This window comes from Nocardia sp. NPDC049707 (assembly GCF_040674855.1).
GTDB lineage: Bacteria > Actinomycetota > Actinomycetes > Mycobacteriales > Mycobacteriaceae > Nocardia.
Genome location: NZ_JBFANN010000027.1, coordinates 1 through 26,664, shown reverse-complemented (window position 1 = coordinate 26,664; position 26,664 = coordinate 1). Strand labels below are relative to the sequence as shown.

Below are 26,664 nucleotides of genomic sequence, written 5' to 3'. Positions count from 1 at the left end.
CGTGGCGGAATACCGCACCGGGGCCTTTGTGTTGGAAAGGGGTTGCCGTTATTGCGTGCGGTCGTCTGACGACACCGCTTGACCTAGGAGGCCCCATCAGCACTGAGACCCGCATCAACGATCGCATCCGCGTTCCCGAGGTCCGACTCATCGGACCGGGTGGTGAACAGGTTGGGATCGTGCGTGTTGAAGATGCACTACGCGTCGCCCTCGAGGCGGATCTCGACTTGGTCGAGGTCGCGCCGGATGCCCGTCCACCGGTCTGCAAGATCATGGACTACGGCAAGTTCAAATACGAGACGGCGCAGAAGGCGCGCGAGTCTCGTAAGAACCAGGTGCAGACCGTTATCAAGGAGCAGAAGCTCCGTCCCAAGATCGACGACCACGACTACGAGACCAAGAAGCGCAACGTTGTCCGCTTCCTCGAGGCCGGTTCGAAGGTCAAGGTGACGATCATGTTCCGTGGTCGTGAGCAGTCGCGCCCTGAATTGGGCTTCCGGCTGCTGCAGCGTCTGGCCTCCGACGTCGCCGAATTGGGTTTCGTCGAGACCTCCGCAAAGCAGGACGGTCGCAATATGACCATGGTCCTCGCGCCACATAAGGGTGCGAAGACGCGGGTGAAGGCGCAGGAGGATTCGCGGGCACCGCGTCCCACCGCCACCGAAGCGCCTGCTGCTCCCGCACCGACCGCGGACGCACCGGCCGCCGAACAGGTCGCGCCGGCTGACCCGCAGTAACACCGATGAGAAACCGGTGGTCCGGCGAGGACCACCGGTACGAGACAGATAGAGGAATCCATGCCGAAGATGAAGAGCCACAGCGGCGCCTCGAAGCGATTCAAGGTTTCGGGCCGTGGCAAGCTGCTGCGTCAGCAGGCGAACCGTCGCCACCTGCTCGAGCACAAGTCCACCCGCCGGACTCGTCGTCTGGACGGCACGGAGGCCGTCGCGTCCGTTGACGTCCCTCGCGTCAAGCGCCTACTCGGTCTCTGAGACCGCTGGCGACCGCTGATCGGTCGCTCGTAAGGCAGCATCCGCGCGACCGGGATTCCGGACGCCGACCACCGACCAATTCCGGGGCCGCCACGCATGCGCCCCCTAGATCTAAAAGGACTGACCCATGGCACGCGTCAAAAGGGCCGTCAACGCGCAGAAGAAGCGCCGTTCCGTTCTCGAGGCATCCAAGGGCTACCGCGGCCAGCGCTCGCGGCTGTACCGCAAGGCCAAGGAACAGCAGCTGCACTCGCTCGCCTACGCCTACCGGGACCGCCGGGCGCGCAAAGGTGACTTCCGCAAGCTCTGGATCGCCCGCATCAACGCCGCGGCGCGCCTGAACGACATCACCTACAACCGCTTCATCCAGGGCCTGAAGGCCGCCGGCGTCGAGGTGGACCGCAAGATCCTCGCCGAGCTCGCCGTGTCCGACGCCGAGGCGTTCGCCGGTCTGGTCGCCGTCGCCAAGGCCGCCCTTCCGCAAGACGTCAACGCCCCGGCCGCCTGATTCGGCCTGCGTGACGACACAGCATTCGGAACGACCCGTGGACGCGCTTTCCGAGCGCAATCCGCGGGTCGTTTCCGCTGTCAAGCTCCAGCGCGCCGCGCAGCGCCGCAAGGCCGGGCAGTTCTTGGCCGAGGGCGCGAATTCCGTTGCGGCGGCGTTGGAAACCGGTCGGGTCCGCGAGCTGTTCTATTCGATGCACGCCGCAACGCGAGAGCATCAGCTGATCGCCGGGGCCGCCGCCGCGGGTGTGCGCACCACATTGGTGAGCGAGCGTGCCGCCGAACACCTGGGTGAAACCGTCACCGCGCCAGGGCTTGTCGCGGTGTGCGACCAGATCGACATTCCGTTGGCGGACGTACTGGCCGAGCAGCCGACACTGCTCGCCGTCCCGGTGGAGATCGCCGAACCGGGCAATGCGGGCACCCTGATTCGGGTCGCCGACGCGGTCGGCGCGAATGGCGTTGTGCTGGCGGGGGATACGGTCGATCCACACAATGGCAAATGCGTCCGCGCCAGTGCAGGCAGCCTGTTCCACGTGCCGATCGCGCGGCACCGCGATATCGGCGTGGTGCTCGACGCCGTTGCGGCAGCGGGCATTACGGTGCTCGCCACCGCTGCCACGGGCGAGGTCGATCTGGACGACGCCGACGAACTACTGGCCGGTCCGGTGGCCTGGCTGTTCGGCAATGAGGCGCACGGCCTGGATCCGTCGGTCGCCGCGCGGGCCGACCACCGGGTGCGTATCCCGATCCACGGCCGCGCCGAGAGTCTCAACCTCGCGGCCGCATCGGCTATCTGTCTGTATGCGAGCGCGCGGGTTCAGCACACGAAATAGGCCGGGCGCGAACCGACAGGGGGAAGTGGCAGTCCGCTACTCGCCGGACCACGTCGGCGTACCCGGCGAACACAGGTCGCAGTCGGGCCAGCCCCAATTCTGCCTCTCCGAGTCATCCTCCGCCGTAGGCGTTCAGAGGTGGTTCGAGCTCCTACCAGTACGACTGGTTGCGTCGCTGATTCTGCTCGATCAATTCTTCTTCGGTGAGCTCGTCGTCGGACGGTTCGTGCCTCGCCGTAGGCTCGGATGGGACCGGGTACCGGCGTTCCGCGGCCAGCTCGAGGGTCTCGACTGCTGCTGCCATGCGCGGGTCTGCACTGAGTTCGGCGAGACGCTCACGCACGTTCCCGCGAGCCTGGTCAAGGGCCTCATGCACGAGCTCGATGATCAGGTTGCCCAGTGCGGCTCCGAAAGGTGTGACGCTCTCGTCGATTCGAACCGCTTGGAGCGTTCCGTCCGCGAGCACGTCGACAGCAACCCCGTAGCGCGATGCGGTGGACCGGTCGGTCATCAGGGCGCGTTGTACGGCGTCCATCTGATTGGTGATCGGGTCGATATCACCGCTGTTCGAGTACATCTGGACTACACGCTCCCCATCGTGGCTGGTACGAACGTGCTATCGTAGCAACACATTTCGTGGGGCGAGAGTTACATTGAGGGGGTCTCGGGTGTCCGATCTGTATGTGGATCAGGTTTCGCTCGAGCGCATGGTCGCCGTGTTGAACACGGCGCATGACGCACTTGCTGCCGTGAAAGCGACGAGTTTCATGTGGGCTATCGAGAATGCGCTGCCCGGCTCTGGGCTCGGGCACGCCTTCATGAAGGCCGGTGCGCGGGCCGAGCTCAGCGTCCGCGGTGTAAACGTTCAGCTGAAGGAGATCAACGACTCAGCGGGAATCTGCATCGCTGAGTACAACAGGCAGCAACAAGAGCAGGCGCAACGAATCGCGGAGTTGTCCGAATCGCTGGAGCCCGGTCCGCGATGAGCTGGGTACCGCCGACGAAGACTCAAATCCGCAGCTGGACCTTCGATGCGTTGACCTCCCAAGTCGGGGAATGGGGCCAGGACGCACAGCAGATCACCGAGCAGCGCGCCGTCGTCTCCGAGCAGCTCGCGGATTCCCCGGGTTTCTGGCGCGGAGGCGCCGGAGACTCGATGCGATGGAAGGGCGACGAAGCTAAATCGTCTTTGTCGAAGGTCGTTTCGGCCTTCGACAACGCTCAGCAATCCACGTCGCAGATCATCGCCTCGCTCAGTTTCGCCAAATCCGCTGCGGTCAACGCGATTCAGGATGCCGAGGCCGCGCGGTTCACCGTCGCCGACGACGGTGCGGTCAGCTTCTCCGAAGATGTCCTCGCATGGATTGCCAAGGAAAACGACATCGGCAACCAGATGCTCGTCAGGATGGTGGCGACGCGTGTCGCCAAACAGTATGAGGACAAGATCAAGAAGTGTCTCCGGGAGGCCGGCGATGCCGCGGGATCTGCCCGGGAAGCAATCGAGAAGTTGTTCGCTGAAGTTCCGGTGCCGCTGGGCAGCGACCTCGAAAGCATCGTGACCTCGTACCAGGTCGATGATGGCGACAAGCGCTACGTGATGTGGCCTGACGCCGACAAGATTGCGCAGTGGAAGAAGTGGTCCCTGCGAACGATCGACATCGAGCCCAAGCAGATCACCGCTGCGGAGGCGGAAATGCTGAACAATCTGAGCCTTTGGGAACAGTGGCAATTCAAACAGATTTCGGAGAAAGCCCAAGAGGAAGCCTATAAGGCATTCCCTCCGATACAGATGTTGGATCCCGAAGGCAAGCCTGTTATGAATGACCAGGACAACCACACCGACGCGTTCCGCCATGTCTACTGGAATGCTCTGTTGACTCGGGAATTCGGCGAGGATTGGACCAAGGAATACACCTCGAAGCACGAGATGCGAGACGACAACCGGTCGGTGCGCGAGGCGATGGACCTCTACAACAACGAGGTTGGGCGTCGGCTTGCTGTCGAGAATCCGACAAAAAGTGGGTACAGTCCCTTTGGGCACGACCTAACCGATGTCGTCAAAGAAGCTGTCTTGCGAGGCGACACCGTATTGATCGACAAGGACGGTCAACTGAACTGGACCAACCAAGTAAAAATCGGCGAGGCCGTGAACTCTGCAGCCTTCGACAAGAGGCCGGACAGCCGCTTGCCGGGCGCCCCGGTGGCAGAGAAATGACTGTCACCCAAATGATCTAGCTCAGTTAGGAATTCATGCGGAGTAATCTGACCCTCGGTATGCGTCTGCTCTCTACGCTCGGGCTGGCGGCGATCCTGCTCCTGCCCGCCGGGTGCGATCTGTCGTCCTCCGACGAAAAAGTCATCGTCGAACAGGAGAGTCCAGCTCTGGCGGACGCATTCGAACGTGTTCGGAACTCCCGGGGCACTGCGCGACTCGGGGACATCATCATCGAATCCGGGATTCCGGTAGGTCCGTGGGATCGCATGTACAGTTTTCGATCCGCTACCGCGGAAAGTATCAACGATCGTCTCGGGACGGAGGGCTTGGGCTGGTGGGGACTGCCTTTCGCGTCCGATTCGGTCATACAGGTGTTTGTCCACAATGACAAGGTCGTATACGCATACAGTGACCGCAACCCGCGGTACTCCGTTTATAAGTACGCAACACCTGAGTCCGAGGTGAAAGCCGTGCAGGAAAGATTGCCGGGAAAAACGGAAAACGACACCTATTGGACCGTTGAAATCGAAGAGTTTCCAAAATAGGGTTGACGCAATGAGGGTGGGCCGCGTAGTGACTGGGCGAACTCGACGCTGATTGTGACCACATGGTCCAGGCCAGGCGTGTCCCTGTTCCGGCTGTCGAGCTTGATGGATCTCAGTGTCCGGTGAGATCCTCAATACTATATTTAATAGCTACCATCCGGCTGTCACGGATGCTTGGGATGTTTTTCGATGGGAAACAAGCAAGTCTCGGGAGCGGGCAGACGTTTTCGGAAATTCGATTGGGTGCGCCAACATTAAAGAGGGCGCATTCGATGAAACAAAAAGGGAATATTCGACCGAATTCAGGAGCTTCGAATGGGGTGACCTGGCTACCAACCTAGAGAATGAACCATTCGAGCATCCGTACGAATTGGTGTTTCGACACCCGAGGCGACCGCCTATACCTCGATGCCGAATCCTGGTCCGCGCAAAGCGGATCGATCGCGGCCACCGGTGCAATGCAAACGACTGTGTGGACGAACGGCTCACCGGCGAGCGGCGCCGACCGGTGCGGCCGCCGCTGCGGAGAACTGCCGACATCCGGTGATATCCGAGGAGACTGGGCGCAGTGCGTCGCTGTCAGGACTGCCGAGCAGTGCCGGGTGGAGCTGAACGACAATGGAATTTCCGTTGCCTGTCGGTGGTCCCATCTACCGTGACTCCGACAGCGCCTCACCCGAACTAGGTTTGCCATGCCGATGTCCACACCTGCGCACCTCGATCTCTTCCGCTACCTCGCCGCGGATGAGCGGGTCGAATATGTCGCCATCATGACGCGATTCACGGCGTCACTACTTGCGGATATGTCTGCGGCCACTGTGGCCGAGCAACTTGGTCGCGACGGCTTGCTGCTCGATGCGGATGTCGTCGAGTCTCGGTGCCGACAGCTGGTGCGGTGGGGAAATTTGGTGCCCTCGCTGCGCGATGCCCGGGTGACCACTGTGCAGGACTACCTGCGGGCGCGTTCGAGGTATCAAGTGTCGAGTCTCGGCGGCCGGGTGCATCGCAGCGCTGTGGAAATCATGGAAGCCGCCGACGGCGCACGTGAGGTTGCGCGGGAACTACTCGGCGAGATCGCCGAATCGCTGTCAGAGGTCATAACCACTGTGCAGCTCCCGATGTCTTCGGATCGGGCCGACCGGTTGGCCGGCATCGTGACGACGATCTTCAACAATCAGCGGCTCTTCACCGCCAGTGTCACGGACTTCTATGCGTACCTGGCCGGTGTGTTGAGTCGCTTCGACCTGCACGGCGCGGAGTACGCACAGTTCAAGGGGCTGCTGCTGGACTACGTCGACCTGATCACGGCGGATGTGAATCGGCATGCTCCCTTGATCGCTGACAGGCTGACATCGGTGTCGCAGAATCTGGATGAGATTCTGGCCGTGCTGGATTCGGTGCCAAGGCTCGAGCTGGGCAACCTCGCGGCAGTAGAACGTTCGGGCGGTCGCAACCGTTCGGACTGGGAGCAACTGCAGCAGTGGTACACCGGTTCCGGTCAGGACTCGGGCCCGGCACAGCTGCGTGCTGCGGCCGGTCAGGCGCTGGGCCAGCTGCTGGTCAATGCCAAGCGGATGCTCCACTCGTCCTCGACGGGTTTTTCCCGGCGTGCCGATCTGCTGCGACTGGCGGGTTGGCTCAACCAGTCCGGAGACCGCGAAGCCCATCGGATATTCGCCGCGGCGTTCGGGGCCTGGTCGACTCGACACCTGTCACTCGGGCCGGAGGAACCCGACCCCAGGATCGGACCGATGACTTCATGGGTGGCTGCGGACCCTATCGATGTGCCGGTTTCGCTGCGGCAGAGAGGTACCCGGGCCGCAAAGGGGCGATCGGCCCGGGTACCCGATATCAGCGCCGACCGGGCGATAGTCGAGGCCGCTGTCCGTGCTGAAGCAGAGCGCAATGCTCAGGTGGCCGCTGAACTCTCCGCCGCAGGGCAGCTCGACGGCGCCCACCTGTCACCACACGCCCGGGCCGTGCTGCTCGACGAACTCGCCCGCCTGCTTGCGACGGCACCGGATTCGGCAGTGTCTGCGTCCATCACGAATCAGGATCTCGGCGTGATTCTGCACGCGGTACCCGGAGGTTCGACGACAGTCACCTCGACCGACGGATCCTTGGTCGTGCACGGGTATCAGCTCAGGTGCAGTCCGGCTGACGAAAATCCATGGGAGCAGGCGCAATGACCAATTCGGACAGGACTCTCGCCACCAGCAGACAGGATGCCGCCGAGGTCCGCGAGGCCGCGCGGATCCTGCTTCGAACACCGATCGTCACTGCCGCGCGCGCTCCAGAGTCGATGGCGATTATCCGCAAGCATGCGGTGACCCTCCGAAAGCTGTTCGCTACCACTGTCGGATACCACCTTGTGGTGGAGGCAAGTTTCGCGCGGCTGGCCAAGTTGCCGCCGGAACACAGTGCCACGGAGCGAGTCGTGTATCGCCGCAACGGGACACCATTCGGTGCCAGGGGCTACACGCTCCTCGTACTGACCTGTGGCGCACTGTTGGCTCCGGGGGTGGGCGAGCAGATCTTGCTGTCGGCGCTCGTCACCCAGATCCGCACCGATGCAGCCCAGCAAGAGATCCCGTTGTCGGACAGCATCGCCGATCGTCGACTGCTGGTCGCCGCGCTGGCGGTGCTTCTCGAGTGGGGAGTCTTGACCGAGGTGGACGGTACGGTCGCACAGTGGGGTGAGTCGGCCGAGGAGGCGCTGCTGACGATCTGCCGCCCGCTACTACCGCACCTGTTGACGCGGTCGATCGGCTCAGGGGCTGACCGCCGCGATCTGCTGACCCCACAACCCGACGCGCCTCGTCGCAGGCTGCGGCGCCGATTGGTTGAGGAGCCGGTCGTCCTGCGGTCCGATCTCGATCCCGACGAGCTTGATGTTCTGTCCCGTGAGCGATCCGAATTGACTCGAATGCTGGGTGAGGCTTTCGGTCTGGTGCTCGAGGTCCGAGCAGAGGGAGCTCTCGGATACGACCCGGCCGGTTCGTTGTCCGATATCGAGTTCCCAGGGACGGGAAGTGTGAAGCAGGCCGCATTGCTCCTGATCGGCGCGTTGCTCGACCTGACGGACGACGGCGTCACCGGCAGTATGGAATTCGCATGGCCGGTGGTCGACTTGGTGCTCGCCGAACTGGTTCGCGCATACGGGCGCGCCTGGCGATCCGAATATGCCGATGCGCCAGGGGCATTGCGCGACGACACTGTGGCGCTGCTGACGACCTTGCGGTTGGCCGACCCGACACCTGACGCGCTCGTGCTGAATGCCGCCGCCGCTCGCTACCGGCCACAGCCCAAATCCGGCGGCACCCAGCTGACTTTCGAATGAGGAGAATTCGATGACCACCGTGGGTTCGAAGCACTTCGAGAATCGCTGGCGGCTGTCTCGTGCGGGCATGGTGAATGTCTGGCACTACATCGACACCGAATTCACGCTGTCCGGTGGCCGTCTGATCCTGCGCGGCTCGAACGGCTCCGGCAAGTCGAGGGCGCTGGAGATGCTTCTGCCGTTCCTACTCGACGCCGACCGCCGCCGTATGGATGCGACCGGCTCACAAAAGGTGAGCCTCGACGAACTCATGCACACCGGTATCGGGAACCAGACGAATCGGGTGGGATACCTCTGGCTCGAACTGACTCGCCCCGGCGAGTATCTGACTCTGGGCGCGCACATTCGATACAGCGCGTCCGCCAGGCGGAGTGAAGTCCACTACTTCACCACCGAGCGGCGCGTCGGACACGACCTGAAACTTGTCGCGGACAATCGGGACCCACTGGCCCGTGATCAACTCGCCGAGCTGGTCGGGGCGCATCGGCTCGGCGATGCCGAGCAGCATCGGGAGGCCGTCCGCGCGAAGGTGTTCGGCCTGCACGGAGAGTCCGGTCGCGACCGGTTCACCGGCCTCATGCAGTTGCTCCACACCCTGCGGTCCCCGGACGTTGGTAATCGCATCGACGAGGGCAAGCTGCCGCAGATTTTGTCCGATGCGCTGCCTCCGCTGAGTGAGCAGATGCTGGAAGCCGCCGGTGACCGACTCGACGATTTGTCCGAGACCAGGCTGGCTCAACAGCGACTGTCGGAAACGCTGGACTACATGCGGGAATTCCACGACGTGTACCGGCGGTATGCCGCAACGACACTCACCGCCGGTGTTGCGGCACTGGAAGCGGCGCTCGACGCGGTCGAGACGGCTGTTGGCGCGCATGAGGCACGGATCGCCGAGGTCGTCGAGCTCGCCGAGGAGAAGGCCAGGGTCGATCAGACGATCGGTGAGCTGACCGAAGAGCTGGACACCTTGCGGGGCGCGATCGAGGTCCTCAGCGATCGTCCCGAACTCGCGGAGGCTGACGACCTGAAGTTGCGGGACGAGCACGTCGCGGTGTTGCGCAAATTCGCCGACACGGCGTTGGGCGGAGCAGATCAGGCGCGCAGGGCTGAGCAGCAGCTCGTCGAGTCCGTCGAGCGGGGCGTGGCCGCGGTCGACGCGGCGGTCGGTGCCGCTACGGCACAGTTGAGTATCGCGAAGGACCGGCTGTCCGACATCGGCCTGACCGCTGGCGAACTACCGGACGCCCTCAGATTCGATCGGATGACTGTCGGCGCGGTGACGGCCGTGGTGACGGACTCGTTGGATGGGCCGCCGGTGTCGATCACTCGACCGATCCTGCCTCCGTGGACGCTGGAGCCATCTGATCTGTCGTATGCGACTGAATCTGCGAGCCGTTGTGCGGAGGCGGCGCTCCAACGTGGTCGCCTCGTCGAGCGTCGAACAGCCGAGGCGCGCCGGCTCGATACCGTGTTGGATCGGGTGCTGGATCAGGAGAGTCGCGCCGAGCAGGCGGCGGAGACCGCGGAAACCCGCAGGGCTGCTGCGACGGCAAGCGCGCAGGCGCGTGACGAACTGGCTATCGAGCTGAATCGGCGCTGGCGGGAATGGGTTTCGTCGCCGGAGACCACACGGATCATTCCGGGCGCAGTGTGGCCGGCGGCACTATCGGAGGTGCTGGCTGTCGACCTCGAAGCGCTCTGTGGTGATTCTGAGTCCGATGACGTCCTGGCCGAACTCGACGCCGCACCCGAGCGTGCCGCGATACCGGTCAGGGAGGATCTGGCTGTCCGGAGCCGTACTCTGGTGGACGAACAGCGAGCCGATGATCTCTGCCGCGCCGAGCTCGAAGCGCGTCGCAACGACCTGCTGGCCGAGCGCGACCCCGAACCTCCGACCAGTTCGTGGCATCACGTTCACTCGGGGGTCCCGCTGTGGGCCGCAGTCGACTTCCAACCACATCTCACTTCCGAGCAGCGCGCTGGAATCGAAGCCGCTCTTCTTGCTTCCGGCCTACTCACGGCGACAGTCGCTCTCGACGCTACGGTTCAGGCCGAAGACGGACAGATTCTGCTGACCACGGCCGACATACCCGCCCAGTCGCCATTATCGGGCGCACTGCGTCCTGATCCGGCAGCCGATGTGCCAGCTGACGTGATCGGATCGATTCTGGCCAGGGTCGGCCTAGACGATCCCGACAGTCGAACCACGGTCGCCACCGATGGCAGCTGGCGAAACGGAGTCCTAGCCGGTCGCCACACGCAACCCGCAGCGCTCCATATCGGCGCTGCGGCGCGCGCCGCGAACCGTGCGGCAGAACTCGCGCAGATCGAAAGCCGACTCGATGATCTCGCTACCGCGACCGAGAATCGCCAGACTGCACAAGCCGAGATCGACCGGCACCGTGTCGAACTCGATGGACACTTGGCAACTGCGCCACGCACGCGCGAGCTCGATCTGCAGCGGCAGGCCGCTCGGCTCGCCGAACGCGATGCGGCCGATGCCGAAGCCACGGCACACTCGCAACAACGCGCGGCAACCACCGCTCGGGAAGAGTGGAGCACAGAATTCCAGACCCACAGCAGGCAGTGCGATAGTGCGGGTCTCCCCGTTGCAGCCGATCAACTAGCGACGATCGAGAAACATTGCACAAAGGCCGAGCAGTCCTGCCGGGACCTGCGCAAGGCGTTTGGGGAGGTAACCGATGCGGCCGACCGGCTTGTCGGCACGCCTGAGCAATTCGCCGAGGCACGCACTCGACGGGAGAACGCGGAGTTCGCCGCGGAGGCTCGGCGTCGAGATTGGGTGCAGGAAGCCAACGACGTCGCCGCTCGCCATGCGGCGCTGGATCTTTCGGTGCAGCAGCTGCACGACGAGCTCGGACGCAGCAAAAGAGCCTATGCAAACACCAAGGACAAGCTCGGTGAGCTCGGTCGTAAGCAAACCGATCTCGTCTCGAAATGCGCTTTGGCCGAACATGATCGCGACCTCGCAGATGCCAATGTTCGGACCTGTATCGACGAGATGCGGATTGCTGGAGTCGCTGTCGATACCCGCCTCCGGTTGCCCGGCTTGGCGGCTGCCGCTTCGGAGGCCGCCGTGGAGCGGATCGCGGATACCACGGATCGGGAGCGCATCCGTCGGGTGATTCGCGCGGCCCGAACCGCATGGAAGGTGTCGAAGCCGGTCGGACTCAATCAGTTGATCGCTGCGCTGCGGCGTTTCGAGACGGGGGTGAGCGGGCAGCTCGATGTCACCCACCATGTCGAATCGGATGTCTACCTCGTGCATGTCGAGGGTGCGGAGGAGCACCACGATTGCACAGCGGTGCTCGATTACCTGATCCGTCGTGACGAGCAGGGCCGGGCCGCGTTGTCCGAGCGGGAGCGGCGGGTGTTCACCGAGTTCGTTCTCGGTGGTGTCGCCGACGAACTCCGTCGCCGGGTCGAGCAATCCGACGCGCTGATGAAAGCGATGGACACCAGCCTTTCCGGTAGCCGGACCAGTCATGGCATCGGTGTGTCGATCGCTTGGTCCCTCGATACCACCAACCCCGAGCTGCAGCGTCTGATCGAACTCGTCAACACCAACGACGCCGTTCGTTCCGAGGACGCCGATGACGAGCTCGTCGGTCTGATCCGCCGCCGTGTCGAACAGTTGCACGCTGCCGACTCGTCGGTTGGCTACACGGCGCATTTGCGGGCAGCCCTCGACTATCGCGCGTGGCACTCCGTCGAGGTCACCATCGTCGGGCCCGAGCCCAACCAGCGTCGTCGAATCTCGAAGCGCGCCAAGATCTCTCAAGGTGAGACGCGATTCGTGTCCTACGTGACGTTGTTCGCCGCCGCTGACGGATTCCTGTCGGGTCTGCCGGCGAGTGATCAAGCGTTGCGTTTGGTCCTGCTCGATGACGCCTTCGCCAAGGTCGACGAGCGTGCGATCGGTGAGCTGATGGGATTGTTGGTGCGCCTCGACATCGATTTCGTGATGACCGGGCACGCACTGTGGGGGACGGTGCCGGAGGTACCCGCACTCGACATCTACGAGATCCGCAGGATCGGTGGTAGCGCTGTGATCCCTACCTGGATCCAATGGAATGGGCGGAAGAAAACCTTCATGCAGGTGGTGCGACCTGCATGACCATGCCGGAGAAGACCTGGCACTACCTAGCTGACCCAGCCTTGGCGGACCTGTGGATCCGGGTACGCAAGCGGTTGGAGACCACCGGGCACAAGGTCGCGGGGACGGTCACGGTCGACCTGGATGATGATGCCGCGCAGCGGCTCTCAGGTCTGCTCGGACAGCGCATAGCGGTCGGCCGCCGACGCCTGCGACTGAACGAACTCGACGACGCGCTACGGAACAGTGCTGCCCGCAGTGGGTTGGTCCCGGTCGTAGCCCAACTCACCGGCGGTCCGCTGCGAGATCGACCGTCGGAGCGGCTGGCGCGCGGCGATACGCTGCAGCAATTGTGGGACGATGTCGAAAGGTCGTTGTCCGGCAATGGTTTCGGCGCGTCCGAGTGGGCGCGGTTGTGGGTCCAATGGTTGCATCAGTCCACGCTGCTGGTTCGCGGTGGCAGTCGTGCCGTAGCCGAGTTCGATATTGCGGCACGGGCGCTCGCGATCGTGTTGGCCGATCCACGGACCCGGCGAATGCTCGGTGAGCTGGCGAATACTGTCGGCGGCACCGCGCACGCGCTCGACCCGGATCAGCTCGCCGGTCGGATTGCTGTGCGGGGCCTGGGTTTCGCACTCGATACCGCCGATCCCCAGACACCCCGCGATCGCATCGAACTGTGGGAACAGGTCGGTGTGTCGGTGGACAGGATCTCGGGGACGGTCCTCACCTGGGGGTTCCGGCCTCCAGGCAACGACCCTTGGTCCCGGATGATGCAGGCTCGTGCGGATCTGGGCCTGATCAGCCACCTGACCTTGGCTGAGCTTTCAGTCGCACCGCGCGAGCTGGTTCCAGCTACCACGATCGTCAGCGGATGTGAGAACCCCCAAGTGCTGCAGCGCATCGCCGAATCCGGTGTCGATCGGCCCGCAGTATGTTTCAGCGGAAACCCGTCGTCAGCCGGACAGCTTGTGGCCGAACGAGTCCGCCTCCGATACCACGGAGATTTCGACTGGCCCGGCGTGGCGATCACCGGCCGCCTCGTTGCTATCGGTGTCGAACCCTGGCGGATGGGCGCCGAGGACTATCTGCGTGCAGTATCCGCGGGCATCCCCCGCATCCCGCTGACCGGTCGCTCGGTGACGACGCCGTGGGAGCCCGGTCTGGAACAGGAAATGGAACGCGTCGGCCAGGCCGTCCACGAGGAATCGGTCATGGATGATCTGCTGGGTGACCTGTGGGACCGGACCTAATGTTGTTCCGCATCCTGCCAAACGGTTCAGCATGAGCTGCGCGAGCTGGTGACCCGGACTACCTGAATGAGGGTGCCATCGAACCGGAGCGTTGGGCGGCGGCGGTGCCGAGACCGGGTGGGATGTAGTTGCTCATCGCCCCTTGCGCCGGCAGCTGGCAAGTTACACTTAAGCGCAAGTGCGGCAGTGGTTTTCGCCATCAGCGAGCAGGGGTGGGGTTGTGGGACGTGACGATCTGCGGGTGAGTCGGCAAGCACGGATTGTGCGCTATTGGCGTGCCGTCGAGTACTTCACTCCGCAGAAGGTCGACCCGCCCAGTCGTGAAAACGATGTTGTCAACCTGCATCCCGGAGCCACGTTGCCCTGGCATACGCGCCGCAGCACGCCGCAGGACAAGGTTTGGCGCTACACCGTCTACGCGGGTGTCTTCGGTATCAACCGGGTGCGTGAGGTTCTGGACACAGTACTGGCACCTGACGATGAACCTTCCGATCCAGGTGGTCGAAAAGAGGGTGATACCGCCCTGGTGAGCCTGACCCTCGACGACACCGGTCGGCTCTACAAGTCGAGCGTGACACTGTCATCGTGCGCCTGGGCAGTCGGCCGCACGGTTGGTACCCCAGGACCGGGTGCCGATGACTGGCTCGATGGTTTCGCCGACCAACAGGCCCGTATGCTGCGGGTGCTGTTCGACATCGGCGACGGTCGTATTCCCATCGAGGACGGCGAAGTTCGATCTCGCGGCGCGCGGGCCGTGCGATTGGTCGCGGGTGTCGCTGCCCGGATCGCGATCGATGCGGGTATCGGTGGGCTCGCTTCGCTTCCTGGACTGGTGGGTTCGGTGATCGAGTCCCGGTTCGGTGAAACAGCGTCGGCGGTGGCGGAATCAGTGACTGACGCGATAACCGATGACGCCATCGGGACGCTCGAGGACCGCCGTGACGGGACAGACGACGAATCCGGCGGGACGGCGACCGCTGAGAAGTCAACCGGTGAATCGCTGGGCACGAAAGTGCTCGAGCTCAACGACCTGGCCGCCATCGCGCGGTGGGTCTCCGAGGAGCTGGGTGTCGACGAGGTACTCGAGCCGTCACGAATCTGGGTGAAGTGCTTCACCGTGCCCCAGCGTCGGGCCGACGAGGTTTCCGGCGACGAACTGCTCAACAGCTTCTACGTCGGTGACCTCGAACGTGTCGCTCGTGAGCTGGACAGCGGCAACGTCGGCGCCGCGCTGTCGCGATACCTCACCGAGGATGAATCGACGGCAGCGTCGGGCAGGGTCGATGTGCGCCGGGATCCGTCGGTGTTGTTGCGCGCGGTACACCCGCAGAAGATGCCGTTGGGTCGCTGGCCGGAGAAGCCGGCGCATCCGCTGGCGCTGAGTCAGCAGTTCGCCATCAACACGATCATCGATGAGCTCGCCGATCCGCATGCCAGTGGTATTTACGCCGTGAATGGACCACCGGGCACTGGAAAGACGACGATGCTCCGCGATCTGATCGCCTCGATCATCGTCGACAGGGCCACTGTGCTGTCTGAGCTGTCCGGTCCGCGCGCCGCCTTCGGTGAGCAACAACTTCGATGGGAAGAGGGCGAGGGATGGCTGCGGAAACTGACTCCGCTGGTAGACGAACTGACCGGTTTCGAGATCGTCTTTGCCTCCTCCAACAACGGCGCCGTCGAGAACATCACCTTGGAAGTTCCGTCCGTGGGAGCGATCGATCGCGAGGCGTTTCCCGACGCTGAGTATTTCGCGGGCCCGGCGACGTATCTCGCCGAGGTTCCGTGCTGGGGCGCGATTGCCGCCCGGCTCGGCAAGCGCGCTAATCGCAGGGACTTCGCGCAGCGGTTCTGGTGGGGACCCAGGTCCGGGGGCGACGCCACTGACGATCAGACAGAGGTTGGAATCGACTCGATTCTTCGCGATCTGCAGGAGGTAGCGCCCGACGAGCGCGCCCGGTCATGGCGAGATGCTGTGCAGCGCTTCCGCGCTGCCGTCGAGCGTGTCGATGCCATGGCGTCCGCCCGCGCTGCTATTGCGGATTGTCTCGCCCTGACCAGTGGGCCTGATCCGGAGCTGGATGCGCTGCGCCGTCAACTGCTCGGCTTTGACGGTCGGGAGCGGGAGCTGCGCGCACACCGCGAGCAGATAGTGGAAGTGCTGACTCGGGCGCGGGCTGCCGCGCAGCGCGGCAGTAACGAAGTGGAGGCCGCAGAGAGCGCCCTCGCCGACGCCCGGGACGCCGTAGCTCGGGCCGATCACGCCCTTGCGCGCGCCGAGGCGGCCTTCCATGCTCAGGGTGCTTCTCGCCCCGGCTGGTGGCGACGGTTCTTCTCACGAGGTGCTGACCGTGACTGGGCGGATGCCGTGGCGCCGTACGCCGCCGCGGTCGAGGACTGCGTGGGGCAGGTGCGCCGTGCCGACGAATCGCGCGAGGAATGCGATGCGGAACTGCGGGTGGCTCTCTCCCGACGTATAGATCTCGATCGAGCGGTGATCGCCGCACAGGGGCAGTTGGGTGCCTGCGATCGAGAACGATCGTCGGCGCAGCTGACCACCCAGGCCGCTCAGCGTGCGATATCCCGCCGTGAGGCCGAAATAGAGCGTGCGCGTGCACAACTCGACCACGCGCGGCATGAGTGGCCAGGGACTGTGCCTGGACCGGAATGGGGCGCATCGCTCGATGACCGTGGGGCAATGGAAGCACGGGAACGGTCGGCGCCCTGGATGGACGAGGAGTTCGCCACGGCGCGTTCCGAGGTCCTCGTCGCGGCCCTCGACTTGCACTACGCGACGTTGGCCGCCGAACCGAAATTGGCGTGGGACAATCTTCGTGCTGCAATCAATGTGGTGTCCGGAGATTGTCCCACCAACCTCCCGGAATCCACGGTGCTGGCCGCGTGGCAGATGCTGTTCTTCGTCGTCCCCGCGTTGTCGACCACTTTCGCCTCGTTGCCGACGATGTTCGCCGGCCTCGGTCGCGAAAGCGTGGGTTGGTTGTGTATCGACGAAGCCGGACAGGCCACTCCGCAAGCTGCGGTCGGAGCGCTGTGGCGCAGTCGACGGGCGGTTGTTGTCGGAGACCCGCGTCAACTCGAACCTGTGGTGAGTTTGCCGTGGCAAGGCCAGCGCCGCCTCGCCCACACCTTCGATGTCGATGTCCGCTGGGCGCCGCAGCGTGCATCTGTGCAGGCGGTCGCCGACCGCGTGACAAAGTTCGGCACGTGGCTGCCTGATCTGGATTCGCTCGACCAGATCTGGGTCGGCTCACCGCTGCGTGTCCACCGCCGCTGTGACCGCTTGATGTTCGAGGTCAGCAACGCAATCGCCTACGACCACATGATGGTGAACGGGGTCAGCGGCCGGTCGGCAGATTTCGAGTTGGGCGAGCGCAACCTCTGGATAGATGTTCCAGCCATGGCCGACGGACCGAAGTGGAACCCGGTGGAGGGCAAGCATGTCCTTACGATATTGCGGATGATCCGGCAACGTCTTGCCGCGGCGATGGACGTGGAATCAGCGGAGCCGACACCGGAGTGGGCGGGCACGGACAAAGCCCGGAACGACGAACTACGCCGCCGACTCGAGAACTCCGTGTTCATCGTCAGTCCGTTTCGTGATGTCGTGACTGGGCTGGCGAAATACTTGCGTGCCAACGGCATGCCGATCTCGGGCACACGCCTGGGTACTGTGCACACCACCCAGGGCAAGGAAGCCGACATCGTGATCTTGGTTCTCGGCACCGCGACCGACGGCAAGCGCGCCCGTGACTGGGCGTCAGCTACTCCGAACCTGCTCAACGTCGCGGTCACTCGTGCGCGCCGCCGCCTGGTCGTCGTGGGCGACTACGAGAACTGGGGGTCTTTGCGGAACTTCTCGGTGCTGGCACGTCATACGCGGCAGGGTGGGGAGTTGCATCGCTGGCGGCCCGGAGATGGCACGGCGGATGCATGAAATCGAAGAAGTACGACACCACGGCGTAGGCCGCGTTGGCCCGCGGGATACACCAGCCGGTGTGGATAGCCGAATACGAAGCAGGCAAGGAAGGTGCAGATGCCGTGCGGCACGACATTGTGTATCGCGGTTGATATGTCGAGGTCGACCGCAGTGACATCCGAGCCGACGGCACACCGCTTGACAGTTACACACCCGCCACCGCTTTGTGAAGCATCCAAAACTCTTGTGGGTCTTTGCTATTCATTTCCGCGCCATTTGCGCTTGGGCTTACGCTGCGACGCCCGCGCCGGCCAGCACACCGCCCACACCAACACCGCCAACGGCACACCAGCCGCCAGCACCAGCCCGGCCGTGCTCCAGCTCGTCATCCCCGCCGCCCACACGAGAACGCGGTCCACCGAGCGAAAGACATTCGCGGAGCGACAATTTCGACGTCAGCGACACACATAACCGCATGCAACATCAGCACATCCAGATGCAGCGGCGTCGGCGTGATCACTGCATCCACATCCGCACCGCGAACCTGGTCGGCCAGCGGCACCAGCGTGATTTCCGGCGGCCATACCAGCGCGTAGCCGAGCCGCCGTGCCAGCCGCCGGACCTGCGCGGCATCCCATTCCGGCATTCTGGTGACCAGCGGGTCTATCCAACCCAGTGCGGTCGGGCGCGGCCTCATCGCTGCCTTGCATCGTGGGGTGCGGCTGTTGGTGTGAGCCGTGCGGCGAGTGCCGCGGCATCGGCACTGGGGTCGGTCAGTCCATCGAGCAAGGTCTGCATGGGCGTCGCCGGTGGCCTGGGGTCGACGAAATAGCGACAGTCCAGCCGCTCGTCGTGACGACGAGTCTCGATCACGCGCTCCGGCCCATTGGTCCACTCGAAGCGGACTGCTTTCGGCCTTCTCTCGTCAGCATCGGCGGATGTCGATCGCCACTGCGTGTACTGCTGGCAGATGTTGATGTCCGGGCTCATTCCGTGCTGTTCCTCCTGATCACGTATTGGTAAGCACCCGCCGACGAGGAGCAGTCTTCACTGACAGGGTGGTTTGGCTGGGCGGTCGATGTGCCGATGGGGAACACGGCATCGACCTGGCGGTGGGGCTGCGACGAACCGTTGGCACGCCCGGTGCCGGGGGACTCGACACCCCGGCACCGGGACGATTGTGTGGGCATGGGCTGATCTGCCCATTCGCGGACCGCGTCCGCGAACCGTTCGACCACATCGGCTGGTGCGCCGCTGTAGACGGCCGGTGGACCGATGAACGGATCACGTTGCGGCAGTTCCGAATCGTGGTCCACCGCTCGCGGTCGGCGGCGGTTCGAGTTTTGCGTGGTCACCGGCCCTCCTGACTGGTGTTCTCCGCGCGCGGATCGATGTGAAGTTTCCCCACGGCATAGACCAGCCACACTCCGTAAAGGAGGGTGGTGAGCGCGACGATCAGAGAGACGATCTGAGCGGGCATTGGGCTGCACCCCTTGTTGTCCGGTATCGGAGATCTGTTGTCAGGCAGAGGATCTGGTACAGCCCGGGCAGTCGGCGGGCGAATCGGTGGGGTGCGGGTGTCCCGTCTCGATCAAGCGTGTCCAACAGCTGCGCAACATCGCACACGTCTGCACCGTGCAGTCGGTGTGTAGGTCGCGGGATATTTCCCGATGCATCTGGGCCGGTGCCATCGCATGGCTCGGATACTGGTGTTGGATGGGATCGTCGGCCATATCAGAACCCCTGGTGCGGAACATCAGCCGGGACCAACCGTCCGGCATCGATCAGCCGTTTCTTTGCCTGCGCCTTGACCGGGCACATCGACGCAGCGCAGTCCAGGTGGGCCTGCATCACCGCGTGGGCGTATTCGATTGTCATCACAGGCAATTTGCTGTGGTTCGTTACGGGCAGGTCGTGCATGCGGATACTCCGAACATGGATGTGAGGATCTGGAATACCCAGTAGCCGAGGCCGAAACTATCTGTGCGGCATAGCAATTCACTGAGACGTGAGGCGATTTCCCGGCTATCGGGGTGACTTCAGTAGTACGCTCATTGGGCGCACTTTGGAAGATTTCTATCCGCGAATCGCGGAACTTATTCGCGCACTTCCAGATTGCCGCTCATGATCATTCCAAATTCCACGCCAAAGACTAGTGAGGCTACGTAATGACCGGTTCGGCTGTACCGCGTCGGATGTTGGGCCGTGAGTTGAAGAGGCTCCGCGAGGAGTCTGGTGTATCGCCCACCGCAGCGGCCAGGGCTATCGAAGTGTCGCCTCAGACGCTGTGGCGGATGGAGTCGGGCCAACGCGGTCCGAAGCTGAAGGAGCTGTACGTCGGCGTCCTGTGCAAGATATACGGCGCGACCGCAGAAGAGAGTGCGGCGCTGGCTGGTCTCGTCGCGGAGACGAAGAAGCCGGGGTGGTGGCACAGCCACGGCGATGCGGTTCCGGCTCATTTCGACCTGTTCATCGGGTTGGAGGAGGCCGCGAAGCGGTTGACGACCTTCCAGCTGACCCTTGTTCCTGGCCTGCTGCAGACACCGGATTATCGGCGGGCGCTCGCCTGGATCGAGTTCCCCGGCCATGCTGCGGCGGCTCTGGAGACACTGATCGAGGTCCACAGTCGACGGCAGCTGAGGTTGCGGGACAGTGCAAGCGACTTCGAACTGCGGGTGCTCCTCAGTGAGTCGGTGCTACACCATCAGGTAGGCGGTCCAGCCGTGATGGCGGAACAACTCCGGCATCTCGCGGACGTCGGCCGGTGGCCGAACGTGTCGATCCGAGTGCTCCCTCAGCAGGTGGGAAGCCACCGTGGACTGATCACGGGATCGTTTGTGTTGATGGAATTTCCAGTGCATCCGACATCTCGGCTGACTGAGCCTCCCGTGGTGTATGTGCAGGGCTACACGGGGGCTCTTTACTTGGACCAAGAAGCGGAAATCACGCAGTACCGAACTGCAATCGCGCAGATCCAGCAGGTAGCGTTGGATGAAGACATGAGCAGGGAACTGCTACTGAAAGTTGCAAGGGAGTACCAAGCGTGAGCATCGACCTGTCCGGCGCAGCATGGTTCAAGAGCAGCAGGTCAGCCAGCCAGGACACATGCGTGGAAATCGCACACCTCGACGGCGGCATGGTCGGGGTGCGGGACTCGAAGGACCCGATGAGCCCAGCTCTTGTGTTCAGTCCCGCCGAGTGGGATGCGTTCACGGCAGGTTTGCAGAGCGGGGGGCTTGAGCTGTCCTGAGTGGCGTGTGCATGTGAAATCGTAGGAACCCCAGGAGCTTTCCTCGGCATCTGGGGTTGGTTGTGATTCAGTGCTCGTCCCGGATTGAAGCCGCGATGATCCCTTTGCGTGCCGGTGACCTGGCCGGTACGGTCTAGACGAGCTTGCAGGGGGCGGGAAGCCGGTCCGGCCCCAGGTCTGGGATGGCATCGGTGCGGGAGGACGAGATGGCGAGCTGGAGTGGTGTGGTCCGGGGTATGGCTCTCGGTGCAGGGCTGATTATTCTGGTTTCGGCGTGCAACTCCGGTGGGGAATCGAAGGGCAGCACGAACACTGCGGCGGTGACGCCGACCATCGCGGCGGATGTTCCGGCGGGGTTCGACGCGTGTAAAGACCTCCCGCAGGCTCTCATTCAGTCGGAGAAGCTGAAGAACAAGGGGCCTGACACTGCAGATAGACCCGGTGGCATTAAGTGGCGCGGCTGTGGCTGGGTTCAGGCTGGCGGCGATGGATACGCCGCCACGATCGACACCACCAACCTCACTCTGGCGATGGTGCGAGCCAACAAGGACTTTACGGTCGATGAGGAGCTAACGATCGCCGGGCGGGCTGCGCTCACGTCCCACGTCGGCGCCCAGGATCCGCACGCGGACTGCCTGATCAACGTCGAGCTGAAAGGCGGCAGCCTCGAGATCACCATCAATAACCCGCCGTGGCTCCGAGATACTGGGAATCAGCATGCTTGCGAGATCGCGAAGCGCCTTGCGGGCCAGATTGTTCCAACGGTGCCTGCCACCCTTTAGGCTGGAATCGATCTCCGGTTGATCCCGGCCGGAATCCCCTGGGGAGGAAAACGAACTATGAGCGGCGAATCCACGACACCGTTATCAGCGGGCCCGCTGGCTAGCGCGATCAAGGATGCCCAGGACGGTAAGCTGACAGTCAGTTTCAGCAACGAAGTCCGGGTTAACGCCGACGAGTTCGTGTATATCGAACGCGACTGCGAAGCCTTCAAAGAAGAGATCCGGGACCTTCAACGGATCGCGGAAAAGATCTCGCACCGAGAGAACTGGGGTCTCGGCGAGACGACGGACGGCATGAGCTCGGCCAACACGCTCGTGGCTCGCTTCCGCGGCAAGGCCAAGATCGTCGATCCTGCCAAGGACTCGGACAACAACGTATTCGACATCCTCGCGCAGCACTACCAGATCGTCGATGAGATCCAAAACCTCCACCGCACAATCGCCCAGAAATACGTCGAGCAGGATCAAGAATTCGCCGCTCGCTACAACGAGTTGAAGGCGGATTGGGGAGTCAGCCAGATCGGTACGACCACCCAACTGGGCGTAACATCGCCCCCGGCCGTCGGTGCCTCGAAATGAATGATTCGAATCATCTGGGGTGCGCAGACCAGCGCGATCAAGGACGCCCGGATGCTGAATTACCCCGCAATGGCCGACCATGTACGAGCGCCCAGGAGTTCGCCGCCCCCACGGGATGGATCTGTAGATGACGGCCCCTCGGTCTACTGATCGAGTTCAACAGCCACGCTGCGGAGCTCGAAGCGGGCGACCCCAACAACGCAGCAATCGAAGGCGCCACGCTGAGAGCGTGATTGGTTGAGGCCAGTCAGCGCATGACGAGCCGGGAGGCCAACCAGATGCCAAGCGCCCCAACAGCGCACGTCAACGATGATGGTTCGGTGTCGCGCTGCACGGCTGCTGGAGTAGCAATCACCCTGGCGGCCAGGCAATCAAGGATAAGGAAGATCATCGCCACCTTGACAAAACCGAACGACGCCCGAGAGGCTGACAGGCAGTCGTCGCCGTAGGGGGCAGCCAACTGCAGGGGAGGGGTTCGATGTCAATTCAAACCACAAAAGGACACTGTCCCGCTCAGTGGTCAAGAGGCTATGAGGTGATGTGATGGTGGCCGGGGGATACTTCAATCACTACGACGACCCCGACGAGTACTGGGACGAAGAGCCACTTGTACCGAAGAGGTCCAACACCGCCCAGTCTGTTTCGGTGCAACCTCCTGTCGAGCCGAAACCATCACCGGCCGTCACCAAGTCGACGCCGCAGGCTCAGGCCGCCTTTGCGGCGGCTGACTCATCCGCAACTCCAACCCGTGTCGGGTCATCCTTCGCCTCAATGGAACTCGACCGCGGATGCCTTCCAATCCGCATTCTGATTCGTCCGCAGTGGAGCCGCTATGTTGCTCCCCACGAGGTAGGCACCGAACTTATGGCGGCCTACAGAGCCGCTGTGGAGAAGCGTATAGACCAGTTGTACGCATCTGGTCGTCGGCCGACTCCGCAAGAAATTTCGGAGGCAGCGATCCCGGATCACCGGACAATTCTGATGGTGTTGCTCGAGACTCGGACCTGGGAGGAATACAGCATCGCGTCCAGCAGCATGATCAACAGCGGCCACTTCCAAGCATCGGGGCAAGTCGTATTTCACGGACAACATCCCGTCAGGCTGATCGCTGACGTATCCCGAGTGCTGTCGATCGAGGTGCGAAATGATTGGGCAGCGACCGCGCAGCCCGATCGGATCGTAGACGAAATCCTGTGGTGCGCCGATCAGATCCGTTCCATGCGTCCAAAGCGCATCGTACGGGGGGACTATTCACGTTATGCAGACGATGATCTGGAATATCAGTTGGACCACCATCGGCTGCGGCTCCTAGAAGAACGGATGGGTGATGGCAGATAAGCTGACACTTAACCTGCGAGCGATGAGATTGGCTGCCGCCAGCTGGGGTGAAGCTGCCAGCAACCTGAAGGCGGGAGTTGAGACAACTAAAAAACTTGAAATCACTGCGTCAGAAGCAGGCACGTTCGCGGAAGCCCTATCGAAGTATCAACCAGCCCCTGGCTACTTCCGAGACAGGTTGAATGAAGGTGTCACCGTTTTCGAGGATATCGGCAAAGTCCTTAAATCTGCGGCCGATACGTATGAAGCGGAAGACCTCGCTAGTAAAGGAAAGCTGGCAAGGCTCGAGGGGGAGATATGACAGCCGCAGATAACCGGCAAAGCTTGCTCGAAAAGTCATCGTATCTTCGCGCGAAGGTAATTGAAGTGGGAGATCTGCCGGCAAAGGTGGACTCAGCCTGCGGGCACCTTGTAAAGCTTGTCCGAGCAAACGGGTATGCCGGCGTCGTGAACAACCCCGTGGGGGTGTTGACCGGGTCGGTTGAAGATGCCGTCGACGAGATTTGGGCCGAACGTGACAAGGCAAACGCTGCCATTCGTGAAACCTGGGAGAAGCTCAAGAAACTCGAACCCGATCTAGATGTTCCAGTCAAGTTCATCGACGTCGCGAACGAGTGGCGCAACCTCAGGAATAACCTGGTCGCCGCAGGAGGCGACTTCATTAACACCAAACTCTCGGAGTGGTCGGGCGATGCGGCTACCAGGTACGAAGAAATGCGCGCAACCAGGCAACAGCCTGCACTGGACAACTTACCGATAGAATTTAATCAAATCGCAGCCAGCTTGGAAGCAATCGCTGCGGCAGAGTTGACTCTATACGGCGAGATTGCCACGAAAGTGCAGGAGTTGATCTCGAAGGTTGAGGACGGCTTCTTCAACAGCGTCAAGAGTATGCTATCCATATCGTTCTCGGGTGCGCTCTCTGTTGCGCAGGAGTTGGTAAAGGTGGTTGAGGCTGCAAGGACCTTTATTGTCGGTATCGTGAAAAGTATGGGGGATGCCGCCAAGACCAATATGATTGAAGGTAACAAAATATCGCAGACTGTGGAGATTCAAAAGGGTCTGCCTGATAATAAGTGGCCCAGTGGGGTCAAATCTTCGTACGGTACTGGAATCGAAGGAATCCGGGAAGCAATCGGCGACGCGTCGACGAAGGACGGGGACAAGTCGGATTGGACGGTGCCTCAGTGAGGATTGGCTTGCTGACCGTGGTCGCCACTGCTGTGCTGGTCTTGGCGGCCGGATGCTCCTCGTCGCCGCCCGTTGCAACACCCGTGTCGTCTCAGGCTCAACCGACGATGACGCAGGGACAGCTGTGCGATCTTCTGAAGAACTTCTTCACAACCGAGTTGCACGCCGTCGAAGTGCGATCCATCCCAATCGTCTCGACAGACCTCGTCCTTAAGTGGAGCGGAGGGTGCTCGCTTGCCCAGGGGCAGAACCCGATTGGGAACTACCAGGTGGAAAACGCACCGGACGATGCGGACCCAACATGGGGCCGCCGTGGATTCGTGAAGCAGCCAGAGCTGGGCGAGGCGGTATGGGTTTACGACCTGCGAACAGACCGTTCGAACAGGGTACGGTTCGCTACCCGAATCAATCAGTGGAACGCAATTCTCGAGATCTCGGATACCGAAACCCAGACGGATAAGGGCGACCTCCACCTGACAGACGACGACAAACGCAAATCCGTTCAATTCCTAACCGAGCTGACCAAAAAATTTGCGGTCGATTGATAGCCGGTCCGGTGAGCACCAAGCGACGGTGCTGGAGGCGCGATTCAACCAGTTCTTCAGCCTGTTGGCGCTGTCGGCGGAAACCTTTCACGAGACTGACCTCGATGCCGCGATGCGGCTGGCCGCTGTGACCTACCTTTCTTTCGCGAGGTAGGAGGAGGGAAAGAAAGGTTCGAGCCATTCCACGCCGACTTCAACGATCCGAATTGGGAGCGAAATAAGCCGACGGCGCTGGGTACTTTCGAGCGATCCGCCGTCAGTCGTGGTTCTGCGCTAGTGAAACAACGTGATGGCGTCTTCGCGCATGGCCTGATATCAAACTCTGTTTTCTGGCAAGCAGCAACGGTGGCAGTGCCCCTGGCTTCGGCCGACGGCCGTGATGCTGTTCGGATTGGTGAACGGCATCCAGCGCCGTGCTGTGGACCTTCGATCTCCGCGTGTTCGACGGGGTGCGGTGAACAGAGTGGCCGCGTCGCTGAAGCTCGGTCCGGTGTCCCTCGAAATGTCGAGATCGGTAGCCACGCCGCGGAACTCAAAGCGGGCGACCCCAACAAGGCGGCTATCGAAGGGGCTACTGACCTACACGCCGAGTACCCCAAGGTCTCCCAGCTCGCTCTATCGCTACCTCAGCGGGTGTCGGTTAGGATTCGCGTTATGAGTGATGGGGGGACACCAGCCTCTGGCCAGAACCTCTTGGTGGTGCCCGAGAAGGTGCGCGAGGTCGGCAAGTACGTCTACGAGTTGGCCGAGGCGCTGCGCACGGCGTTGGATTCCGCCGCGAAGGACGTCGCTTCACTGACCGATGGCAGCTGGACCGGGGACGCGGCCAACAAGTTCTCCGAGGGCTGGACAGAAGTACGTGATGGCGGTGTCCAGATCATGACCGCCCTGACCGGCATGGCGGAGAAGCTCGGCGTCACCGCCGACACCTACCAGGCGGGAGATGAGAGCAACGCCATCCCATTGAACACTTCGAGTTTGGATCTGCCATGAACTCTCAATTCTCGGTTGATCTCGACCATCTCGATGAGATCGTGGTCCGTCTGTCGGGTCTGGCTGGCTTCATCGGCGAGCATCTCGATGAGATCGACGACCGGGTCGCTACTCTGACCGGCAGTGGGTGGGAAGGCGTTGCCGCCCAGGCCTATGCCGATGCCCATGCTCAATGGGTCACTGGCGCTAGGGAATTCGTTGAGGGTGTGAAGGATGTGAGCGACGCGGCGAAGGCGGCCCACGC

At 62.7% G+C, this 26,664-nt stretch carries 30 protein-coding genes; 23 read left to right on the top strand and 7 right to left on the bottom strand.

Going from position 1 to position 26,664, the window contains the following annotated elements:
• Positions 1–50 precede the first annotated feature (50 nt).
• The 4 genes from infC (at position 51) to AB0J29_RS22990 (ending at position 2,335) form a co-directional block, all read left to right on the top strand.
• Entirely contained in the window at positions 51–737 is a 687-nt protein-coding gene (infC, locus tag AB0J29_RS23005) for a translation initiation factor IF-3 (RefSeq protein ID WP_364789855.1), read from the top strand.
• 60 nt (positions 738–797) lie between these two features.
• The gene (rpmI, locus tag AB0J29_RS23000; RefSeq protein WP_040689021.1) at positions 798–992 is read left to right on the top strand and encodes a 50S ribosomal protein L35; all 195 of its coding nucleotides are present in this window, start codon (positions 798–800) and stop codon (positions 990–992) included.
• Positions 993–1,119: 127 nt separating this feature from the next.
• Positions 1,120–1,500 (top strand): 50S ribosomal protein L20, encoded by a 381-nt coding sequence (gene rplT, locus AB0J29_RS22995; RefSeq protein WP_364504236.1) that lies wholly within the window; start codon positions 1,120–1,122, stop codon positions 1,498–1,500.
• A gap of 37 nt (positions 1,501–1,537) precedes the next feature.
• Positions 1,538–2,335, top strand: coding sequence for an RNA methyltransferase (locus AB0J29_RS22990; RefSeq protein ID WP_364789669.1), 798 nt, complete (start codon positions 1,538–1,540; stop codon positions 2,333–2,335).
• A 151-nt stretch (positions 2,336–2,486) separates the two neighbouring features.
• Here AB0J29_RS22990 and AB0J29_RS22985 read toward each other — a convergent pair whose 3' ends face one another.
• On the bottom strand, positions 2,487–2,912 hold the full coding sequence (locus AB0J29_RS22985) for a YbaB/EbfC family nucleoid-associated protein (RefSeq protein WP_364789666.1): 426 nt from the start codon (positions 2,910–2,912) through the stop codon (positions 2,487–2,489).
• A gap of 91 nt (positions 2,913–3,003) precedes the next feature.
• Here AB0J29_RS22985 and AB0J29_RS22980 point away from each other — a divergent pair, with 91 nt between their 5' ends.
• Genes AB0J29_RS22980 through AB0J29_RS22970 form a run of 3 tightly spaced genes read left to right on the top strand, consistent with a single transcriptional unit; the run spans position 3,004 to position 5,095 of the window.
• Entirely contained in the window at positions 3,004–3,321 is a 318-nt protein-coding gene (locus AB0J29_RS22980; protein WP_364789663.1) for a hypothetical protein, read from the top strand.
• The gene (locus AB0J29_RS22975) at positions 3,318–4,550 is read left to right on the top strand and encodes a hypothetical protein (protein ID WP_364789660.1); all 1,233 of its coding nucleotides are present in this window, start codon (positions 3,318–3,320) and stop codon (positions 4,548–4,550) included. Before AB0J29_RS22980 ends, AB0J29_RS22975 begins: the two co-directional genes overlap by 4 nt.
• Before the next feature lie 35 nt (positions 4,551–4,585).
• Positions 4,586–5,095: a hypothetical protein gene (locus AB0J29_RS22970; RefSeq protein WP_364789657.1), complete on the top strand. Its 510-nt coding sequence runs from the start codon at positions 4,586–4,588 to the stop codon at positions 5,093–5,095.
• Positions 5,096–5,580: 485 nt separating this feature from the next.
• Here the strand turns inward: AB0J29_RS22970 and AB0J29_RS22965 are convergent, their stop codons facing one another.
• Positions 5,581–5,745, bottom strand: coding sequence for a hypothetical protein (locus tag AB0J29_RS22965; RefSeq protein ID WP_364789654.1), 165 nt, complete (start codon positions 5,743–5,745; stop codon positions 5,581–5,583).
• Positions 5,746–5,793: 48 nt separating this feature from the next.
• Here AB0J29_RS22965 and AB0J29_RS22960 point away from each other — a divergent pair, with 48 nt between their 5' ends.
• The 5 genes from AB0J29_RS22960 to AB0J29_RS22940 all read left to right on the top strand — a co-directional run bounded on the left by AB0J29_RS22960 (position 5,794) and on the right by AB0J29_RS22940 (position 17,760).
• Positions 5,794–7,284 carry a DUF2397 domain-containing protein gene (locus AB0J29_RS22960; protein ID WP_364789650.1) on the top strand — a complete coding sequence of 497 codons (1,491 nt, stop codon included), beginning with the start codon at positions 5,794–5,796 and terminating at the stop codon, positions 7,282–7,284.
• Complete coding sequence (locus AB0J29_RS22955; RefSeq protein ID WP_364789647.1) at positions 7,281–8,435, top strand: TIGR02678 family protein; 1,155 nt, start codon at positions 7,281–7,283, stop codon at positions 8,433–8,435. Before AB0J29_RS22960 ends, AB0J29_RS22955 begins: the two co-directional genes overlap by 4 nt.
• A 10-nt stretch (positions 8,436–8,445) precedes the next feature.
• On the top strand, positions 8,446–12,573 hold the full coding sequence (locus AB0J29_RS22950; protein WP_364789643.1) for a TIGR02680 family protein: 4,128 nt from the start codon (positions 8,446–8,448) through the stop codon (positions 12,571–12,573).
• Positions 12,570–13,805, top strand: coding sequence for a TIGR02679 domain-containing protein (locus AB0J29_RS22945; RefSeq protein ID WP_364789641.1), 1,236 nt, complete (start codon positions 12,570–12,572; stop codon positions 13,803–13,805). Before AB0J29_RS22950 ends, AB0J29_RS22945 begins: the two co-directional genes overlap by 4 nt.
• Positions 13,806–14,046: 241 nt before the next feature.
• Positions 14,047–17,760 (top strand): ATP-binding protein, encoded by a 3,714-nt coding sequence (locus AB0J29_RS22940; protein WP_364789638.1) that lies wholly within the window; start codon positions 14,047–14,049, stop codon positions 17,758–17,760.
• Positions 17,761–17,999: 239 nt separating this feature from the next.
• Here AB0J29_RS22940 and AB0J29_RS22935 read toward each other — a convergent pair whose 3' ends face one another.
• The 5 genes from AB0J29_RS22935 to AB0J29_RS22915 form a co-directional block, all read right to left on the bottom strand.
• Positions 18,000–18,131, bottom strand: coding sequence for a hypothetical protein (locus tag AB0J29_RS22935; protein ID WP_364789635.1), 132 nt, complete (start codon positions 18,129–18,131; stop codon positions 18,000–18,002).
• Entirely contained in the window at positions 18,128–18,439 is a 312-nt protein-coding gene (locus AB0J29_RS22930; protein ID WP_364789632.1) for a hypothetical protein, read from the bottom strand. Before AB0J29_RS22930 ends, AB0J29_RS22935 begins: the two co-directional genes overlap by 4 nt.
• Entirely contained in the window at positions 18,436–18,732 is a 297-nt protein-coding gene (locus AB0J29_RS22925) for a hypothetical protein (protein WP_364789629.1), read from the bottom strand. The genes AB0J29_RS22930 and AB0J29_RS22925 overlap by 4 nt, the downstream gene beginning before the upstream one ends.
• A gap of 361 nt (positions 18,733–19,093) precedes the next feature.
• Entirely contained in the window at positions 19,094–19,222 is a 129-nt protein-coding gene (locus AB0J29_RS22920; RefSeq protein WP_364789626.1) for a hypothetical protein, read from the bottom strand.
• Positions 19,223–19,476: 254 nt separating this feature from the next.
• Positions 19,477–19,662: a hypothetical protein gene (locus AB0J29_RS22915; protein WP_364789623.1), complete on the bottom strand. Its 186-nt coding sequence runs from the start codon at positions 19,660–19,662 to the stop codon at positions 19,477–19,479.
• A gap of 248 nt (positions 19,663–19,910) precedes the next feature.
• Between AB0J29_RS22915 and AB0J29_RS22910 the strand changes: the two genes are divergently transcribed.
• From AB0J29_RS22910 to AB0J29_RS22860, 11 genes are all read left to right on the top strand, one after another.
• Positions 19,911–20,789: a helix-turn-helix transcriptional regulator gene (locus tag AB0J29_RS22910; RefSeq protein ID WP_364789620.1), complete on the top strand. Its 879-nt coding sequence runs from the start codon at positions 19,911–19,913 to the stop codon at positions 20,787–20,789.
• Complete coding sequence (locus AB0J29_RS22905; RefSeq protein WP_364789617.1) at positions 20,786–20,992, top strand: DUF397 domain-containing protein; 207 nt, start codon at positions 20,786–20,788, stop codon at positions 20,990–20,992. The genes AB0J29_RS22910 and AB0J29_RS22905 overlap by 4 nt, the downstream gene beginning before the upstream one ends.
• A 191-nt stretch (positions 20,993–21,183) precedes the next feature.
• Positions 21,184–21,774 carry a DUF3558 domain-containing protein gene (locus tag AB0J29_RS22900; protein ID WP_364789615.1) on the top strand — a complete coding sequence of 197 codons (591 nt, stop codon included), beginning with the start codon at positions 21,184–21,186 and terminating at the stop codon, positions 21,772–21,774.
• 57 nt (positions 21,775–21,831) lie between these two features.
• Positions 21,832–22,353, top strand: coding sequence for a hypothetical protein (locus tag AB0J29_RS22895; protein ID WP_364789612.1), 522 nt, complete (start codon positions 21,832–21,834; stop codon positions 22,351–22,353).
• Between the two features lie 540 nt (positions 22,354–22,893).
• Positions 22,894–23,691, top strand: a complete 798-nt coding sequence (locus AB0J29_RS22890; RefSeq protein WP_364789609.1) for a hypothetical protein — start codon at positions 22,894–22,896, stop codon at positions 23,689–23,691.
• Positions 23,681–23,992: a type VII secretion target gene (locus AB0J29_RS22885; RefSeq protein WP_364789606.1), complete on the top strand. Its 312-nt coding sequence runs from the start codon at positions 23,681–23,683 to the stop codon at positions 23,990–23,992. Before AB0J29_RS22890 ends, AB0J29_RS22885 begins: the two co-directional genes overlap by 11 nt.
• Positions 23,989–24,882 carry a hypothetical protein gene (locus AB0J29_RS22880; RefSeq protein ID WP_364789603.1) on the top strand — a complete coding sequence of 298 codons (894 nt, stop codon included), beginning with the start codon at positions 23,989–23,991 and terminating at the stop codon, positions 24,880–24,882. The genes AB0J29_RS22885 and AB0J29_RS22880 overlap by 4 nt, the downstream gene beginning before the upstream one ends.
• Positions 24,883–24,890: 8 nt before the next feature.
• Positions 24,891–25,427 (top strand): hypothetical protein, encoded by a 537-nt coding sequence (locus AB0J29_RS22875; protein ID WP_364789600.1) that lies wholly within the window; start codon positions 24,891–24,893, stop codon positions 25,425–25,427.
• Positions 25,428–25,455: 28 nt separating this feature from the next.
• On the top strand, positions 25,456–25,581 hold the full coding sequence (locus tag AB0J29_RS22870; protein ID WP_364789597.1) for a hypothetical protein: 126 nt from the start codon (positions 25,456–25,458) through the stop codon (positions 25,579–25,581).
• Positions 25,582–26,081: 500 nt separating this feature from the next.
• Entirely contained in the window at positions 26,082–26,420 is a 339-nt protein-coding gene (locus AB0J29_RS22865; RefSeq protein WP_364789594.1) for an ESX-1 secretion-associated protein, read from the top strand.
• Positions 26,417–26,664: WXG100 family type VII secretion target (locus AB0J29_RS22860; RefSeq protein WP_364789591.1), on the top strand; the 248-nt coding region annotated here is incomplete at its 3' end. The genes AB0J29_RS22865 and AB0J29_RS22860, both read left to right, overlap by 4 nt.

What these genes read in the sequence shown, in the direction of transcription:
- AB0J29_RS22915 (WP_364789623.1), bottom strand. Translation starts at nt 19,662, where the DNA reads ATGCACGACCTGCCCGTAACGAACCACAGCAAATTGCCTGTGATGACA.
- AB0J29_RS22955 (WP_364789647.1), top strand. Translation starts at nt 7,281, where the DNA reads ATGACCAATTCGGACAGGACTCTCGCCACCAGCAGACAGGATGCCGCC.
- AB0J29_RS22935 (WP_364789635.1), bottom strand. Translation starts at nt 18,131, where the DNA reads ATGACGAGCTGGAGCACGGCCGGGCTGGTGCTGGCGGCTGGTGTGCCG.
- AB0J29_RS22865 (WP_364789594.1), top strand. Translation starts at nt 26,082, where the DNA reads ATGAGTGATGGGGGGACACCAGCCTCTGGCCAGAACCTCTTGGTGGTG.
- AB0J29_RS22880 (WP_364789603.1), top strand. Translation starts at nt 23,989, where the DNA reads ATGACAGCCGCAGATAACCGGCAAAGCTTGCTCGAAAAGTCATCGTAT.
- rplT (WP_364504236.1), top strand. Translation starts at nt 1,120, where the DNA reads ATGGCACGCGTCAAAAGGGCCGTCAACGCGCAGAAGAAGCGCCGTTCC.
- AB0J29_RS22885 (WP_364789606.1), top strand. Translation starts at nt 23,681, where the DNA reads ATGGCAGATAAGCTGACACTTAACCTGCGAGCGATGAGATTGGCTGCC.
- AB0J29_RS22910 (WP_364789620.1), top strand. Translation starts at nt 19,911, where the DNA reads ATGACCGGTTCGGCTGTACCGCGTCGGATGTTGGGCCGTGAGTTGAAG.
- AB0J29_RS22930 (WP_364789632.1), bottom strand. Translation starts at nt 18,439, where the DNA reads ATGAGGCCGCGCCCGACCGCACTGGGTTGGATAGACCCGCTGGTCACC.
- AB0J29_RS22895 (WP_364789612.1), top strand. Translation starts at nt 21,832, where the DNA reads ATGAGCGGCGAATCCACGACACCGTTATCAGCGGGCCCGCTGGCTAGC.
- AB0J29_RS22945 (WP_364789641.1), top strand. Translation starts at nt 12,570, where the DNA reads ATGACCATGCCGGAGAAGACCTGGCACTACCTAGCTGACCCAGCCTTG.
- rpmI (WP_040689021.1), top strand. Translation starts at nt 798, where the DNA reads ATGCCGAAGATGAAGAGCCACAGCGGCGCCTCGAAGCGATTCAAGGTT.
- AB0J29_RS22985 (WP_364789666.1), bottom strand. Translation starts at nt 2,912, where the DNA reads ATGTACTCGAACAGCGGTGATATCGACCCGATCACCAATCAGATGGAC.
- AB0J29_RS22975 (WP_364789660.1), top strand. Translation starts at nt 3,318, where the DNA reads ATGAGCTGGGTACCGCCGACGAAGACTCAAATCCGCAGCTGGACCTTC.
- AB0J29_RS22970 (WP_364789657.1), top strand. Translation starts at nt 4,586, where the DNA reads ATGCGGAGTAATCTGACCCTCGGTATGCGTCTGCTCTCTACGCTCGGG.
- AB0J29_RS22950 (WP_364789643.1), top strand. Translation starts at nt 8,446, where the DNA reads ATGACCACCGTGGGTTCGAAGCACTTCGAGAATCGCTGGCGGCTGTCT.
- AB0J29_RS22920 (WP_364789626.1), bottom strand. Translation starts at nt 19,222, where the DNA reads ATGCCCGCTCAGATCGTCTCTCTGATCGTCGCGCTCACCACCCTCCTT.
- AB0J29_RS22960 (WP_364789650.1), top strand. Translation starts at nt 5,794, where the DNA reads ATGTCCACACCTGCGCACCTCGATCTCTTCCGCTACCTCGCCGCGGAT.
- AB0J29_RS22925 (WP_364789629.1), bottom strand. Translation starts at nt 18,732, where the DNA reads ATGAGCCCGGACATCAACATCTGCCAGCAGTACACGCAGTGGCGATCG.
- AB0J29_RS22965 (WP_364789654.1), bottom strand. Translation starts at nt 5,745, where the DNA reads ATGGGACCACCGACAGGCAACGGAAATTCCATTGTCGTTCAGCTCCAC.